This window comes from Camelimonas sp. ID_303_24, from assembly GCF_053543495.1.
This window is the reverse complement of record NZ_JBLLJM010000011.1, coordinates 39,472-52,948: the sequence shown is the minus strand read 5'-3', so window position 1 is coordinate 52,948 and position 13,477 is coordinate 39,472. Positions and strand designations below refer to the sequence as shown.

Sequence of the window (13,477 nt, the reverse complement as noted above, 5' to 3'; positions counted from 1 at the left end):
CGCTTTGCACGACGCAAACGCATCAGACCTGAATGCGCGCCCGGGCCCACGGCCCGGGCGACGCCTTTTGCAACGGCTGCTCCGCCTCAGGCCCGGGCGCGCATGGCGTCGACCACCCGCGTCAGCAGGGCAATGTCCTCGGGCCGCGACAGGCGGTGATCGCCATCCTTGATGAAGGTCATGTTGACGCTGACGCTGGGCAACGCCTCAAACACATGCCTGGCGTGCCGCCACGGCACGTCGGGGTCCTCCATGCCTTGCAGGATGTGCACGGGGCAGCCTGGATCAATCAGCGCTTCGAGCATGCTGTGCCGGGCGCCATCCTCGATCAGCCTGCGGGTAATCGGATAGGGCGCATCGGAATATTCCGATGGCCGTAGCCAGACGCCGTCGCGCATCACCGCCTGGCGCGCGTCCTCGGGCATCGACGGCCACATGAGCTTCTCGGTGAAATCGACCGCCGGCGCGATCAGCACCATGGCGCCGGGCGCGTTGCCCTGGCGCGCCATTTCGCGAGCGACCAGCAGGGCGATCCAGCCGCCCATGGACGACCCCACCAGCACCGGCCGCTCGCCGCCGAACCGGCTGATGACCGCCTGGGCGTCTTCGAGCCAGGTGGAGATGCACAGATCCTCGAAGCGGCCGCCGGATTCCCCGTGGCCGCCGTAATCAAACCGCAGGAAGGCGCTGCCGGCGGCTTCGGCGGCGGCGTCAAGGGCGCTGGCCTTGGTTGCCAGCATGTCCGAGCGGAATCCGCCAAGCCAGATCACCGTGGGGCCAGAGCCGGCGCGCCGCCGGAAGGCGATGCGGCGGGCGGCGTCGCCCTGGCCTACCTCGAGAAATTCAGGGGCTTCTGCGGTCATTGCCATCCTCTCTTTGCGTGAGCCCAAGGGGTTTGCGGGATTCTGAAGCAAAAGGCGATTGCGTGGAAACCAAACTTTTTCGCCGGCGCCGGATTCGCACGGATGTTCGCGCAGCCATGCGCCTGGAGGCCGCGTTCGCCTTGCCGGAAAGCCGCGAGGCCTCCCGGGGCCGCATGCGCCAGCCTCCATGAGAATATGGCCGGGAGAATATGGCCGGAATTATATCCCCGCGCCGGAACCAGAAGGGGCATTCATTTTCAGAAGGCGAATCGGGAAGAGTCGGAAAGTTGTCCGATTTCCGGATGATAGTCGGACAACTTCCGATCGGTTAACATTTCTGCGGCATCATGGCGCGTGCAATCCGCCTGTCCTGACGCAGGTCCATCGCGCCATATCCGATTTTTCACGTCACGACGCCGGTCCGTTAATGAATCATTTCCCCACCACCGCGCACGCCCTCGCAGGCCGCACCATTCTCCAGATCGTTCCTGAGCTGGATGCTGGCGGAGCCGAGCGCACGGCGGTGGACATCGCCGCCGGTCTGGCGCGCTGCGGCGCCCGCGCTCTGGTGGCGACGGAGGGCGGCCGGCTTGTCGGCGAACTCCAGGCCGAGGGCGGCATCTGGATCCCCTTCCCCGCCCGCACCAAGAACCCGGTGGCCATGGCGCTGAACGCGCGCAAGCTGATGCGCATCTGCCTCGACGAAGGCGTCTCGCTGGTGCACGCCCGCTCCCGGGCCCCGGCCTGGGTGGCGCTGGCGGCGACCCGGGCGCTTGGCCTGCCATTCGTCACCACCTACCACGGCAGCTACTCCGGCAAGTCGCCGGTCAAGGTTCAGTACAATTCCGTGATGGCGCGCGGCGACGTGGTGATCGCCAACTCACATTATACCGCCGATCTGATCTGCTCGGCCTATCCGCAGGCCCGGCCGCGCATCCGCGTCATCCACCGCGGCACCAATCTCAAAGCCTTCTCGGCCCGCTCCGTTCCCTCCGAGCGGGTGGAGGCGCTGCGCAAGGCGTGGAAGCTGCCGCCGCATGAGCGCATTGTGCTGCTGGCCGCCCGGCTGACCAACTGGAAGGGGCAGAAAATCCTCATCGAAGCGGCGAAAAAGCTGGTCGATGGGGGCCTGCGCGACGTCGCCTTCGTGCTGGCTGGCGACCCCCAGGGGCGCGAATCCTACGTGCGCGAGCTGGACGGCATGATCAACAGGCTTGGCCTGCAGGACGTGGTGCATCGCGTTGGCCATTGCACCGACATGCCGGCGGCGCTGCTGGCGGCGGCGGTGGTGACCGTCCCCTCGACCGAGCCGGAGGCCTTCGGCCGCGTCGCCGTCGAGGCGCAGGCCCTCGGGACGCCGGTGATTGTCTCTGATCTCGGCGCCGTGCCGGAAACCGTGCTCTACCCGCCACGGGTGCCGGCGGGCGAGCGCACCGGCTGGGTCACGCCGCCTGGCGACGCCAACGCCCTGGCCGATGCGGTGGGCGCCGCCCTGACCATGGGCGCCAGCGCGCTGGAAGGCATGACCCGCCGCGCCCGCATGCATGTGGAGCAGCATTTTTCACTGGAAGCCATGGTCAACGCCACCCTGGACGCCTATGCGGCCGCCCTGGCGGGCAAGCGGGCCTGAGCTTGCAGGCGATGCTGATCTGTTGAAACGCTGCGCGGCGCGAAACTCTGGCGAACAGCGCCCCGACGCCCCTGGCGGCGGCCGGATCGCGCTGGCGCCTTGACTTGCCGGCGCATTCTGCGAATGTCCCGGCTTCAGGTTATATTTGCGCGCAGGCGAACGCCGCCGTCCGGCGAGGCTCGCACATTCCGGCGCGCAGTTAGAGGAGAAGACCGCCATTCGTCGCCCAATGCGATCCATGCAGGCCCCACAGAAGGAAGGGCCCCGCGCCAACCGCGACATTCGCGGCGTCCGCGAAGTCCAGCTCATTGATGACACCGGGCAGAACCGCGGCGTCGTGTCGTTTTTTGACGCGCTCAATATCGCCGAGGAAGCCGGTCTTGATCTGGTAGAGATCGCGCCCAACTCCGCGCCGCCGGTGTGCAAGATCCTTGATCTCGGCCGCTTCAAGTTCCTCGAGCAGAAGAAGCAGGCCGAGGCGCGCAAGAAGCAGAAGACCGTCGAAGTCAAGGAAGTGAAGCTGCGTCCGGGCATCGACGAACACGACTACGAAACCAAGATGAAGGCGGTGCGCCGCTTCTTCGAGGAAGGCGACAAGGTCAAGGTGACCCTGCGTTTCCGTGGCCGTGAAATGGCCCACCAGGACATCGGCTACCGCCTTCTGGTGCGCGTGAAGACGGAAATGGCTGAACTTGCCAAGGTGGAAAGCGAGCCGATGCTCGAAGGCCGCCAGATGATCATGATTCTGGCGCCGCGCAACTGACGCGCCCGCCAGGCAGGTCCTGCGCATGTTTCCGGCCAGACCACCCGGTCTGGCCGGTTTTCTTTTGCGCGCGGCGTGACGCCGGGTGGGCTGATCCGCGCCTGACGACGAAACTGACCCGGCAACGAAACTGTTTTGGCAACCAGGTTGCCCTGGCGTTGTGGGCAAGGACGTTTCGACGCGCCCCCCGGCCTTGTCGCCGGGCCCCGTTTCTGCCATAAGCCACGCTTCATTCGGACCGACCGGCTTGTAAAGGGCTGCCGTGGCGGTTCGTGAAAGCTCATGAAAATCCCATGAGTTCAGGGGCGGTTCGCCGCCTCTCTCGCGTTGAGGAGAGCCAAATGCCCAAGCTGAAGACCAAGTCGGGCGCAAAAAAGCGCTTCAAGATCACCGGCACCGGCAAGGTGCTGGCCGCCCAGGCCGGCAAGCGCCACGGAATGATCAAGCGGACCAACAAGCAGATCCGCAACCAGCGCGGCACCACCGTGCTGTTCGAGGGCGACGCGAAGAACATCAAGAAGTTCTTCCTCCCCAACCACTGATCCATTCCGCCAGCATCTTTGACAGGTTCCCAGGAGATCCAACATGGCCCGCGTCAAGCGCGGCGTGACAGCCCACGCCAAGCATAAAAAAGTTCTCAAGGCAGCCAAGGGCTTCTACGGCCGCCGCAAAAATACCATTCGCACCGCCAAGGCGGCTGTCGACCGTTCGATGCAGTACGCGTATCGCGACCGCAAGAACAAGAAGCGCACGTTCCGCGCGCTCTGGATCCAGCGCCTGAACGCCGCCGTGCGTGAACATGGCCTGACCTACAGCCGCTTTATCGACGGCCTCGGCAAGGCCGGCGTTGAGATCGACCGCAAGGTGCTGTCCGATCTGGCCATCCGCGAGCCGGCCGCTTTCAAGGCCATCGTGGACCAGGCCAAGGCCGCGCTTCCCGCGGCCTGATCGGCGGAGGCGCTCACAACGGGCGCCCTCTCCCCAGCTTTACCGAGGCAGCAGCGCCGGACGGTCGCAAGACCGTCGCGGCGCTGTCGCATGTCAGGGCCCCGCGCGTCGCCATCCGCGCCGCGCGGCCTGGCTGTTCCGGAGCAAAGCCCGTTCACGCTACAACGGCGCTTTGCCCTGTCTTCCTGGCCCTGTCTTTCTGGTTTGACGCGCTTTCCTGACGCGATAATCCGCTCCGGCAGATCACGGCCCGCCATCGCGATGGGCGGCCTGGCTGGCCCGGAGCCTGCGAGGCCGCAATGACCGATCCCAACGCCAGTTCTCCAACCGATCTTGCTTCCGATCTCGCCGCGCTTGAACAGAGCCTGACGGCGGACGTCGCCGGCGCGGCGGACGAGGCCGCCATCGAGGCCATCCGCGTCGCGGCGCTGGGCAAGAAGGGGCGCATCTCCGAGTTGCTCAAGACCCTCGGCGCCATGTCCGCTGACGAGCGCAAGGAAAAGGGGCCGCTGATCAACGGCCTGCGCGACCGCGTGCAGGGCGCCCTGACCGCCCGCAAGGAAGAACTCGCCGCCGCCGCCCTCACCGCCCGCCTCGAGGCCGAGCGGGTCGACGTCACCCTGCCGCTGCGCGAGACGCCCCAGAGCCGCGGTCGCCTGCACCCGATCAGCCAGGTGGTGGACGAACTGACCGCCATCTTCGCCGACATGGGCTTCGCTGTCGCCGAAGGGCCGGATATCGAAACCGACTTCTACAATTTCACCGCGCTGAACTTCCCGGAAGGTCACCCGGCGCGTGAAATGCACGACACCTTCTTCCTGCCGGAGGGCGCCGACGGCAAGCGCAAGCTGCTGCGCACCCACACCTCGCCGGTGCAGATCCGCACCATGCAGAGCGTGAAGCCGCCGATCCGCGTCATCTGCCCGGGCCGCACCTACCGCACCGATTCCGACCAGACCCACACGCCGATGTTCCACCAGGTGGAAGGCCTGGTCATCGACAAGGTCGCCAACATGGGCCACCTGAAATGGGTGCTGGAGGAGTTCTGCAAGGCGTTCTTTGAGGTGGACAGCGTCAAGATGCGCTTCCGTCCGTCGTTCTTCCCCTTCACTGAACCTTCGGCCGAAGTCGACATCCAGTGCTCGCGCAAGGGCGGCGAAATCCGCTTTGGCGAGGGCGACGACTGGCTGGAGATTCTGGGCTGCGGCATGGTGCATCCCAACGTGCTGCGCAATTGCGGCATCGATCCCGATGAGTACCAGGGGTTCGCCTGGGGCATGGGCATCGATCGCATCGCCATGCTGAAGTACGGCATGCCGGACCTGCGCCCCTTCTTCGAGGCCGACGTGCGCTGGCTGGAGCACTACGGCTTCCGCCCCCTCGATCTGCCGTCGCTGGCCGGCGGCCTGTCCTCCTGAGCGTCACCGGAGACTGACGATGAAATTCCCCCTTTCCTGGCTCAGGGATCACCTCGACACCAACGCCTCCACCGATCGCATCGCGGAAGCGCTCACCCAGGTTGGCCTTGAAGTGGAAGGCGTGCGCGACCGCGCCGCCGAGCTGGCGCCATACAGGATCGCCCACATCATTTCGGCCGAGAAGCACCCCAACGCCGACAAGCTGCGCGTGTGCATGGTCGATGACGGCTCCGGCGCGCCCCTGCAGGTGGTGTGCGGCGCGCCCAACGCCCGCGCCGGCCTGAAGTCGGTGTTCGCCCCGCCCGGCGCCTATGTTCCGGCCAAGGACATCACCCTTGCCGTCGGCGTCATTCGCGGCGTCGAAAGCCGGGGCATGCTGTGCTCGGCTTTCGAGCTGGAACTGTCGGAAGACCATGACGGCATCATGGAATTGCCGGAAGACGCGCCGGTGGGCGAAGCCTTCGCCCCATGGGCGGGCCTCGACGACGCCATCATCGAAGTCTCGGTGACGCCGAACCGCGCCGACGCGCTGGGTCTCGCCGGCATCGCCCGCGATCTCGCCGCCGCCGGCCTTGGCAAGGTGAAGACGCCAGCCGTCGACCCGGTGGCCGGCGCCGGCGCCAATCCGGTTGGCGTGCGCATCGAACTGGACGACCCGGCCCTGTGCCCGGCTTTTGCCCTGCGGCTGGTGCGCGGCGTGAAGAACGGCCCCTCGCCCGCGTGGTTGCAGGCGCGCCTGCGTGAAATCGGCCTGCGTCCCATCAACGCGCTGGTCGATATCACCAATTACATGACCTTCGACCGTAACCGGCCGCTGCACGTGTTCGACGCCGGCAAGGTGAAGGGCGACCTGGTCATCCGCCGCGCCCGGGACGGCGAGGAGTTGCTGGCGCTCGACGGCAAGACCTACAAACTCGACGCCGACATGGTGGTGATCGCCGACGACAACGGCGTTGAGTCGCTGGCCGGCGTCATGGGCGGCGAGCACTCGGGCGTCTCAGACGCCACCACCGACGTGCTGATCGAATCCGCTTTGTGGGACACGCTGAACATCGCCCGCACCGGCCGCAAGCTCGGGCTGATTTCCGACGCCCGCTTCCGTTTTGAGCGCGGCGTCGACCCGGCCTTCACCCTGCCCGGCATGGAGATGGCCACCCGTCTGGTGCAGGAATTGTGCGGCGGCGAGGCCAGCGACGTCACGCTGGCCGGCGCCATTCCGGATACGGCGCGGGTCATCGACTTCCCGTTCAGCGAGGTGGAGCGTCTCACCGGGCTGGCGCTCGATCAGGCCGAGATGCGCGCCATCCTGGTCGCCCTCGGCTTCACCGTCGCCGGCGCGGGCGACGTCATCCAGGTCACGCCGCCGTCATGGCGCGCCGACGTGGAAGGCAAGGCCGACCTGGTGGAGGAGATCGTTCGCATCGCCGGCATCGACCGGGTGGAATCGACGCCGCTGCCGCGCCCCGGCGGGCTGACCATCGGCGTGCTGACGCCGTTGCAGCGCCGCACCCGCACCGCCCGCCGCCTGCTGGCGTCGCGCGGTCTGGTGGAAGCGGTGACCTACTCCTTCATCTCCGAAAAGGAAGCCGTGGCCTTTGGCGGCGGCAAGCCGGAGCTGAAGCTGGCCAACCCGATCGCCGCCGACATGTCCGACATGCGCCCGAGCCTGATTCCAGGCCTGCTGGCGGCGGCGCAGCGCAACGCCGACCGGGGCTTCCCGGATGTGGCGCTGTTCGAAGCCGGCCAGACCTTCGCGTCCGATGCGCCGGAGGGCCAGTCGATGGTCGCCGCCGGCGTGCGGCGCGGAACCGCCGGCATCGCCGGCGCTGGCCGCAGTTGGGAGGGCGATGCGAAGCCGGTGAGCGTGTTCGACGTCAAGGCCGACGTGTTCGCGCTGCTGACGGCGCTCGGCGTTTCCACCGCCGGCGCGCAGATCGTTGCCGGTGGCCCCGCGTGGCTGCACCCGGGCCGCTCCGCCACCTTGCAGTTTGGCCCGAAGGCGGTGATCGGCTGGTTCGGCGAGCTGCACCCGGCGACCCTGAAGGCCCTGGACATCAAGGGGCCGCTGGCGGCGTTCGAGATCAATCTCAGCGCCCTGCCCCCAGCCAAGGCAAAGGCCACCCGCGCCCGGCCGAAGCTGGCGCTGGCCGATCTCCAGCCGCTGAGCCGCGACTTCGCCTTCGTGGTCGACGCGGGCGTCGCCGCCGGCGACCTGGTGAAGGCGGTGGCGGGCGCCGAGCGCAACCTGATCGTCGATGTCAGCGTGTTCGACATCTATGAGGGCGAGCGCGTTGGCCCGGGCAAGAAGTCGGTGGCCCTGTCGGTGACCCTGCAGCCGAAGGACCGGACGCTGACCGACGCGGACATCGAGGACGTGTCGGCAAAGATCGTCGCCGCGGCGGCGAAGCGCGCCGGCGCCATCCTGCGGACATAACTGGCTGGCTCTCTGTCTGCCGGCGTCAGGGCGCTTTCCGGTCAGCCGGCATCGGCTGATCGATCCGGATGCGCTCAAAACAGGGGGCGCTGGAGCAGTTTGCGATCCGGATTGATCGAAAACTGCTCTGGCGGAGTTTCCCGGCGCCGGTGGCCAGAGCCGGCCGTTCCGGCGGGCCGACTTCAGGGACAAGTCGACTTGAGGCCCGGACCTGAGCCGCGGACTTGAAGCACAGACTTGAAGCACAGACTTGAAGCACAGACTTGCCGGACAAGCGGCGGCGGCACAGAATGTCGCCTCATCTGCGGAGATACGGCCCGTGCGGAGAACTGAATTCTGGACGATGGGCATGGCGGCGCTGCTTGCGGCCGCCATGACAGTTTTCCTCACAGGCTTCGCGGGTCAGGCTGCGGCCAGCCCCCGGACAAAACCGGCCAGCGCGCCCAAATCCATTGATGATTGCGAGCGCTTCAAGGAAGCCCTCGCCTACAACGCCTGTCTCGCCAGCTTCGGCCCCGAACGCCGCCACGGCGCGCCCATGGTGTCGCAGGAGGTTTCCAGCGACGGCGACGGGAAAGCGGAAACCGCCGGCAAGGCCGCCGAAAACCGTTACAGCAGGCGCGGCAACCGCTATGGGCGCAGCTATCGCAGCAGTCGCGGCGGATACGGACGCCACAGATACGGCCGCGCCTCCGCGACCTTCTCGGTGCCCGAGTCGATCATCAGCGGCAAATCATTGCGCGGTCGGTGAAACGCTGCCTGACAACGGATTTTCCGGGTCCCAGCCATAAGCCAGATCGCGGAAGCGCATGCGCGCGGCGTCAAAAGTCAGCAGGCGGCCCACGAGGCTGTCGCCGAAGCCGGTGATGGCGCGGATCACTTCCACCGCCATCAGCGAGCCAACCACCCCGGTCACCGCTCCCAGCACCCCGGCCTGGGCGCAGGTGGGAACCAGATCCGACGGCGGCTGTTGCGGAAACAGACAGCGCCAGGTGGGGTTGGGACGACCATCTGCCGTGACCTCATGGGCGCGTATTGTCGTCACCGATCCATCGAACATGCCAAGCGCGCCCATGACCACCGGCTTCTTCTCATGAAAGCAGGCGTCGGAGACGGCGTACCGCGCATCAAAATTGTCAGAGCCTTCCGCCACCACATCCCAGGCGCGCACCATCTCGCGGGCGTTGGCGACGTCGAGGCGCTGCTGCAGGGGGATGACCGTGACATGCGGGTTCAGCCGCCCCGCCGCGTCCACCGCCGCCGCCACCTTGGGGCGGCCCACATCCGCCGTGGCGAACAGCACCTGACGTTGCAGGTTTGACAGCGACACCACGTCGTCATCGACGACGCCGATGGTCCCGACGCCGGAAGCCGCCAGATATTGCACCAGCGGCGCGCCAAGGCCGCCAGCCCCCACCACCAGCACCCGGGCCTGCTTCAGCCGCGCCTGACCTGGGCCACCGATATCGCGCAGCACCAGATGGCGGGCGTAGCGCTCAACCTCGTCGGCGTCGAACATGATCTCTCCTGCTTCCGGCGTGGAACTGGCGGCGCATGCGGCGCATCAAGACGCCCAGGCGCCCACCGCCGGCGATGGCTGATATATCCCCCGACGCTTCCATACAGGAAATGCTGTTGCGCCGCCCGGCGCCCGCGAGCACCTGCGCATCCGCTCCACTGTTCTGGCGACGCGCATCCGTCTGACAACAGTCTGGCGCCCTCCGGCTGGAGCGTTAAGATGCGCACGATGACCAGGCATGACAACAGCGCGTCGAAGGCGCCGCATCACCACTCCATGGCGACATCCGGCGCGCGCCGGCATGCAGAACCGTTCCGCCGTGGAGCGGCGGCCATGCTCCGGACCAGCGCCCTTGCGCTGGCCGCGACCATGGCGCTGGCCCACGCCCAGCCAGCGATGGCCCAGCAGGCCGCCCCACCCGCGGCGCCCCCGCCCTCACCGTCGGCGCCTGTGCCGCCGTCGCCCGCTGGAATTCTGGTGGTCGACGACGGCGTCAATGGCGCGGAGCCGCTGGCTGGCGTACAGGAAGCCATGCGGCTTTACGGGGTCAACGGCCGCAAGGCCGACCTGGCGGCCGCGACGGTCCCGAAGGCCGCCGAGGCGATGCGCAGCCTGGCCCAGGGACACCGGACGGTTGTTGTTCTCGGCGCCAATGTGGGCGCCGCCCTGGAGCAGGTGGCGAAAGAGTTCCCCGACAATCGCTTCACCCTCATCGGCGGCGTAGCCAGCGGCGCCAACATCCGCGCGATTACCTTCCGTGACAATGAAACCGGCTGGCTGGCAGCCTGGCTGGCCGGGCGGCTGGCTGGCGACGGGCATGTGGGCTTTGTCGGCGGCCCCGCCCTCCAGGAGCGCCGGCCCACCCTGTGCGCGACCGCCCAGGGGCTGGTGACCGCCAACCCCAGGGCCCTGCTGTTCCCGGATCTGGAGAGCGCCGATGTGGAGCCAAAGCTGGAGGCGCGGCGCGGCGCGGAGCTGGCGCGTGGGCAGATCGATCGCGGCGCCAGCATCATCATCACCCCCGCAGGCGCGGCTGGCGCCGGCGCCATGGAGGCCGTGCGCGATCTCGGCGCCCTCGGCGTCGTCCGCAACAGCAACGCCCTCAAACTGTTTCCGCGCAATGTCCTGGCCGTGCAGGCCCGGCGCTATGACGCCATTGTGCTGTCAGCCCTGGAAGCCAGCGCCGGCAACGGCTGGACCGCGGGCGCCGTCAGCGTTGGCCTGAAGGAAGGGGGCGTCGCGCTGCGCCTGAACGACGCCGTCACGCCGGCGACCCCGCCGGAGGTGCGCGCGGCCTTGCAGGACAATGTCACCGCCATCATCACCGGCGCGCTGGTGGTTACAGGGCTGACCGCCGAAGGTCGCTGCCCGACGCCTGCGCGCCCGCTGTGAACCGGCCCGTCCGGATTGCGGCAGGCCGGTTCGCATCAAGATAGCGGCGCATCAATTCAGCGACGCATCATTGCGCCATGGAAGGGGGCTGGCCGGTTGATGGCCCATGCGCGCGTCCTGCATGGCCGGCCTGGCGCGGGCGCTGCGTTGCGGCTGCCGCGATCCCGTCACCGGACGGCGCGCAGGGCCGTCACCCCGCCGCCGCCCGCGTCGGCGATGCGGCTCATGGCGGCGGCCAGCGGCTCGACGGCCACCTGCATGTGATGCCCGTTGGCGTGAACCAGCTTGCGCTGGTCCAGCATCATGCCGACATGCCCGCGCCAGAACACCAGGTCGCCACGGGTCAACGCTTCCAGAGCGTCAACTGGCAACGCCGCGCCCACCCCGGTCGCCTGCATGTCGCTGTCGCGCGGGCAGGCGCGCCCCACCGCCAGCAACGAAAGCTGGACGAGCGCCGAACAGTCCAGCCCCAACGAGCTACGCCCGCCCCACAGATAAGGCGCGCCAACCAGTCGCTCCGCCACGGCGGCGTGATCACCGCCGGTTTGCGCGGTCTGGTCCGCCAGATGGGCGGCGAAGACGTAGCCGCCTCCTTGATAGCCGCCCCCCTGGGCAAGCCGCGTGAAGCGCGCCGCTGCCGCCCCGGCGGCGGCGGACTTCGCCGTCGCCTCCGCGCCCGCCGTTGTGGCGGCGGCTGTCACCGACGCCGCCAGCGGCAGGGCGCCAAGCGGCGGCGCCTTGATGTCGGGAACCGGATAAATGAAGGTGCGGGGCGCGATGACGCGGTGGGTCGGCGCCGGCCCCGCGTCCATCAGATCGTCGGCCGGCAGGTAGCCGACATAGCCATCGGCGCGCAATTGCCCCCAGGCCCAGCCCTCGTCGTCCATTTCGTAAATGTCGACGGCCTCGCCGTGCAGCGCTTCGGTATCCAGCGGCGCATCGCGGCGCGGGGCGCGGCGGACGCTGCTCGTATATGCCCGCACCACCATGCGGCGCGGCGCGGCGTATCGCGGCGCGGAAACCTCACCGCGCAGGGATTCCGCCGCCAGATCGGCGCGCGCCGGGGTCAGGCGCGGATCACGCTCGCTCATGCCGTTCTCCCCGTCAGGCGCCGCGCCCGTAGCGGGCGCGCACCAGGGCGTAGGTCAGGCGCGCCGCCTGGGCCTCGCCGCCCTCCGGGCGTCCCGGCCGCGCCGACGGCGTCCAGCCATAAATGTCAAAATGCGCCCACGCGCCGGCCTGCGAGACGAACCGGCCAAGGAACAGCGCCGCCGTGATCGACCCGGCGAACGGTCCGCTGGAGACGTGATTGACGTCGGCGATTTTCGAATCCAGCAACCGCTCATAGGCCCCCCACAACGGCAGGCGCCACACCGGATCGTTCACCGCCTCGCCCGTGCTGGCGATGCTGGCGGCGAGGGTCTCGTCGCGGGTGTAGAACGGCGGCAGATCGGGGCCGGTGGCGACGCGGGCCGCGCCGGTGAGCGTGGCGTAATCGAACAGCAGTTCGGGCGCCTCGTCATCAGCCAGCGCCAGGGCGTCGGCGAGAATCAGCCGCCCCTCCGCGTCCGTATTGCCGATCTCCACGGTGAGGCCCTTGCGGCTGGGCAGAACGTCGCCGGGACGGAAGGCGTCGGCGGAAATGGAATTTTCCACCGCCGGAACGATGACGCGCAGCCGCACGGGCAGATTGGCGGCCATGATCATCTGCGCCGCCGCCAGCGCCGCCGCCGCGCCGCCCATGTCCTTCTTCATCAGCAGCATCGCCGATGAGGGCTTGATGTCGAGACCGCCGGTATCGAAGCTGACGCCCTTGCCGACCAGCGTCACCTTCGGCGCGCCGACCTCGCCCCAGACCATGTCGATGATGCGCGGCGCGGTGGCCGAAGCGCGGCCGACAGCGTGGACCAGCGGATAATTTTCAACGAGCAGATCGTCGCCGGCAACGACGGAAACGCTGGCGCCAAAACGCGCCGCCAGGTTGCGCACGGCCCGCTCCATGTCAGCGGGTGTCAGATCGTTGGCCGGGGTGTTGATGAGGTCGCGCGCCAGGAAGACGCCATCGACGATGCGGCCAATTTCAGCCGCGTCGACGCCGTCGGGAACCACCAGCGCCAGTTCCTTGACCTTCGCCGCAGCCTTGTAGCGATTGAAGGCGTAACCGGCGAGCGCCATGGCCAGCACCGCCAGTTGCGGATCGCGCGGCGCGTTGGCGAACCGCCATGTCCCGCCGGGCAGCAGGCCGAACAGGGAGCCGGCAAGGAAGGGATCGACGTGACGGGCGCCGTCATCCTCCACGCCGAAAACGGCGGCGCAGATCGCCCCGTCCGCTCCCGGCAGCAGCAACCCCTTGCCGGCGGCGCCGGTGAAGTCCTGCGCCGCAGCGAACGTCCGGGCGCTGGCCGGCAGCCCGGCGGCGATGTCCGCCCAGGTGGCGGCGGTGACGAACCAGATGGGAAGCGCCGCGGCTTCCGGCGCAAGCAACAGTTGAAGTGGCACGCAAACGATCC

12 protein-coding genes are annotated in these 13,477 nt (G+C 68.2%); 8 read left to right on the top strand and 4 right to left on the bottom strand.

The features are described from left to right. Positions 1-86 precede the first annotated feature (86 nt). The gene (locus ACERNI_RS11500; protein ID WP_448833430.1) at positions 87-863 is read right to left on the bottom strand and encodes an alpha/beta hydrolase; all 777 of its coding nucleotides are present in this window, start codon (positions 861-863) and stop codon (positions 87-89) included. Between the two features lie 427 nt (positions 864-1,290). Here ACERNI_RS11500 and ACERNI_RS11495 point away from each other — a divergent pair, with 427 nt between their 5' ends. From ACERNI_RS11495 to ACERNI_RS11465, 7 genes are all read left to right on the top strand, one after another. Continuing rightward, positions 1,291-2,493, top strand: coding sequence for a glycosyltransferase family 4 protein (locus ACERNI_RS11495; protein ID WP_448833429.1), 1,203 nt, complete (start codon positions 1,291-1,293; stop codon positions 2,491-2,493). A 238-nt stretch (positions 2,494-2,731) separates the two neighbouring features. After that, the gene (infC, locus tag ACERNI_RS11490; RefSeq protein WP_448833559.1) at positions 2,732-3,256 is read left to right on the top strand and encodes a translation initiation factor IF-3; all 525 of its coding nucleotides are present in this window, start codon (positions 2,732-2,734) and stop codon (positions 3,254-3,256) included. Positions 3,257-3,597: 341 nt separating this feature from the next. Further along, complete coding sequence (gene rpmI, locus ACERNI_RS11485) at positions 3,598-3,798, top strand: 50S ribosomal protein L35 (protein WP_448833428.1); 201 nt, start codon at positions 3,598-3,600, stop codon at positions 3,796-3,798. Positions 3,799-3,841: 43 nt separating this feature from the next. Further along, positions 3,842-4,204, top strand: coding sequence for a 50S ribosomal protein L20 (rplT, locus tag ACERNI_RS11480; RefSeq protein ID WP_191319739.1), 363 nt, complete (start codon positions 3,842-3,844; stop codon positions 4,202-4,204). A gap of 299 nt (positions 4,205-4,503) precedes the next feature. Beyond that, positions 4,504-5,622 carry a phenylalanine--tRNA ligase subunit alpha gene (gene pheS / locus ACERNI_RS11475; RefSeq protein ID WP_448833427.1) on the top strand — a complete coding sequence of 373 codons (1,119 nt, stop codon included), beginning with the start codon at positions 4,504-4,506 and terminating at the stop codon, positions 5,620-5,622. Between the two features lie 19 nt (positions 5,623-5,641). Then, positions 5,642-8,056 carry a phenylalanine--tRNA ligase subunit beta gene (gene pheT / locus ACERNI_RS11470; protein ID WP_448833426.1) on the top strand — a complete coding sequence of 805 codons (2,415 nt, stop codon included), beginning with the start codon at positions 5,642-5,644 and terminating at the stop codon, positions 8,054-8,056. A 319-nt stretch (positions 8,057-8,375) separates the two neighbouring features. After that, positions 8,376-8,807, top strand: coding sequence for a hypothetical protein (locus ACERNI_RS11465; RefSeq protein ID WP_448833425.1), 432 nt, complete (start codon positions 8,376-8,378; stop codon positions 8,805-8,807). Here the strand turns inward: ACERNI_RS11465 and ACERNI_RS11460 are convergent. Beyond that, positions 8,790-9,575, bottom strand: a complete 786-nt coding sequence (locus ACERNI_RS11460) for a HesA/MoeB/ThiF family protein (RefSeq protein ID WP_448833424.1) — start codon at positions 9,573-9,575, stop codon at positions 8,790-8,792. The two genes, ACERNI_RS11465 and ACERNI_RS11460, sit on opposite strands and share 18 nt — an antisense overlap. Before the next feature lie 333 nt (positions 9,576-9,908). On the opposite strand from ACERNI_RS11460, the gene ACERNI_RS11455 reads away from it, so the two are divergent. After that, the gene (locus ACERNI_RS11455; RefSeq protein WP_448833423.1) at positions 9,909-10,967 is read left to right on the top strand and encodes a BMP family lipoprotein; all 1,059 of its coding nucleotides are present in this window, start codon (positions 9,909-9,911) and stop codon (positions 10,965-10,967) included. A 167-nt stretch (positions 10,968-11,134) separates the two neighbouring features. Here ACERNI_RS11455 and ACERNI_RS11450 read toward each other — a convergent pair whose 3' ends face one another. After that, positions 11,135-12,058, bottom strand: a complete 924-nt coding sequence (locus ACERNI_RS11450; RefSeq protein ID WP_448833422.1) for a C40 family peptidase — start codon at positions 12,056-12,058, stop codon at positions 11,135-11,137. A gap of 13 nt (positions 12,059-12,071) precedes the next feature. Next, positions 12,072-13,466: a leucyl aminopeptidase family protein gene (locus ACERNI_RS11445; RefSeq protein ID WP_448833421.1), complete on the bottom strand. Its 1,395-nt coding sequence runs from the start codon at positions 13,464-13,466 to the stop codon at positions 12,072-12,074. Between the last annotated feature and the right edge of the window lie 11 nt (positions 13,467-13,477).